The sequence below is a fragment of the Clostridium polynesiense genome (assembly GCF_000820705.1).
Taxonomy (GTDB): domain Bacteria; phylum Bacillota; class Clostridia; order Clostridiales; family Clostridiaceae; genus Clostridium_AA; species Clostridium_AA polynesiense.
Genome location: NZ_CCXI01000053.1, coordinates 1 through 2,377 on the forward strand (window position 1 = coordinate 1; position 2,377 = coordinate 2,377).

The following is a 2,377-nucleotide window of genomic DNA, read 5'->3' on the forward strand; positions in this document are numbered from 1 at the left end:
AATGTATATTAAATTCATCATTTTCCAGTGCTTTTATTAAATCCTTTTCAGATTGGAATTTTTCCAAAAGATTGTTTCTCATGGCTGAATTATATATAGCATAGGTGTTTTTTCCTCTGGATTTTGCTGTATACATCGCAAGATCTGCATTTTTTATTAGATCATGAGGGGTTGTACCGTGGATTGGGAATATAGAGATACCAATGCTCACTGAAATATAGAATTCATGGTTGTTAATATTCCAAGCTCTGCCTAGAGAATTAACGGTGGATTTACTTATTTCTGATATATTATCTTTTTCTGAATCAATCTTTTTAATGACTATAAATTCATCTCCGCCGAACCTTGCACAAAAAGAATCGTGAAACAAATCCTGAAGAAGATGAGATACTTCCTTCATTAATAAATCTCCGGAATCATGGCCTAAAGTGTCATTTACCGCTTTGAAATCATCTAAATCAATGAAAAATATGATGAAATTAGTATCGCTTTTTAATGAAAAATTAATAGTTTCATTTAATTTTTCATAAAGGCAGCTTCTGTTAGGAAGTCCTGTAATCTGGTCATAATGAGCGAGATTAAAAATCTTCTGTTCATTTAGCTTTCTTTCTGTGATATCTGTGATAGATCCTGCTATTCTAAGGGGATTACCTTCTTCATCCCAAATTCCTTTTCCACGAAAATATATCCATTTATAATCATCATTCTTATTTTTTAATCTGCATTCAACATCAAAGGTATCTATTTTACCTTGAAGATAGTCATTTAAATTGCTTATAAGAAAGTATCTATCCTCGGGATGTATAAATTCTTTCCATGCATTATTTGCGCTGTTAAATTTATTTTTATTAACACCTACTAGGGATTGTATTCTGGAAGATATTATAAGTTCGTTTTTAATTAAATCTAAATCCCAAATGCCATCCTGAGAACCATCTGAGGCAAGTCTATATCTTTCTTCGCTTATTCTAAGAGCGTTTTCTTTTAAGTTAATTTCTTCAATTTGCTTATGAAGCCTTTCTTTAGCTTTTTTTAGATTTTCATTAGATTGTTTCAGCCTGTTAATGCTTAAATATAAATATCTTTCCAATTTTGCAATAGCGATATAAAAGCCTGCAGCACTGACAATAATAAAAAATATACTTTCAATATAAATGTAAATATCTCTGTTTAAATCTTCCTTAACTAACAGCTTAATTATTGAATTAGCTGTAAAAATCCATATAAGTCCAAAAATAATGTAAGATGTAATGGTTAATATAGTTCTTATACTTTTAACAGGATATTTATTAATCTTATCAGAAGCGTCATCATGTTTTATCATAATATCCTCACCTTAATATTGAATTTATTTTTTCTCATATGAAAATAATAGCAAATTTTACTGTAAAAAGGAATAAGTAAGTGTACTATATGAGAAAATATTCCTCATTTGTGTAAAATTAATGATAAAAATAAAAAAAACAGTAACATTTTTAAAAATTGATTAATAAATTTTATTATAAATTGCTATAATACATAAAAATATGATAATATTTACTTATGATAATTATTATTAGTAGAAAATATTTGACTAATAGGAGGGCAATATGAGGATATTAGTAACAAACGATGATGGAATAGATGCTGAAGGAATTTCAGCTTTAGCAAAAGAACTAGAAAAAGAACATGAAGTAATTGTAGCCGCTCCTAGTGAGCAGCGAAGCGCATCAGGACATAGCATAACCATTCAAAGACCACTTTTGGTAAAGGAAGTTAAGATTCCTGGAGTAAAGTCAAAAGCGTACAGCGTCAGTGGAACTCCAGCGGATTGCGTAAGAGTAGCATTGGATAAGTTAACAGATGGTAAGGTTGATATGGTTGTATCAGGAATTAATTACGGAGTAAATTTAGGCACTGATGTACTATATTCCGGCACAGTATCTGCGGCTATAGAAGCTGCATTATATAATCTGCCTTCTATAGCTGTTTCTCAGCATATAGGAAGTGAATATTACGATTTTAATGTAGCAGCTAAGTATGCTGCTAAAATAGTTAAAATAGCTCATAAAAATGATTTAGAAGGAAAAACAGTATTGAACGTAAATATTCCTGGTGTGCCTGAAGATGAGATAAAAGGCATTAAAACCACTAAAGTAGGTGCGAAATCCTACACCAATCACTATGTGCCTCTAAGACAGGAAGATGGCGGAGTTATTTATGAACTAAGGGATGAATTAATAGACATCCATCATGAAGATAATGATACATTTTACTTAAATGATGGATATGTTACTATAAGCCCACTTCAGTATGATCTTACAAATTTTAATCTCATTAATGAAGTTACAAAATGGTTTTAAAATAACTAAAAGTGTAGTTAATGTAAAAAGCCTTT

At 30.1% G+C, this 2,377-nt stretch carries 2 protein-coding genes; one reads left to right on the forward strand and one right to left on the reverse strand.

What is annotated here, in order from left to right; genetic code table 11:
• The coding region (locus TA89_RS05120; protein WP_040211460.1) for a sensor domain-containing protein at positions 1–1,324 on the reverse strand (1,324 nt) is incomplete at its 3' end.
• Between the two features lie 265 nt (positions 1,325–1,589).
• Here TA89_RS05120 and surE point away from each other — a divergent pair.
• Positions 1,590–2,342 (forward strand): 5'/3'-nucleotidase SurE, encoded by a 753-nt coding sequence (gene surE / locus TA89_RS05125; protein WP_040211463.1) that lies wholly within the window; start codon positions 1,590–1,592, stop codon positions 2,340–2,342.
• Positions 2,343–2,377 lie beyond the last annotated feature (35 nt).

Coding starts and splice junctions, on each gene's coding strand:
- surE (WP_040211463.1), top strand. CDS start 1,590: ATGAGGATATTAGTAACAAACGATGATGGAATAGATGCTGAAGGAATT.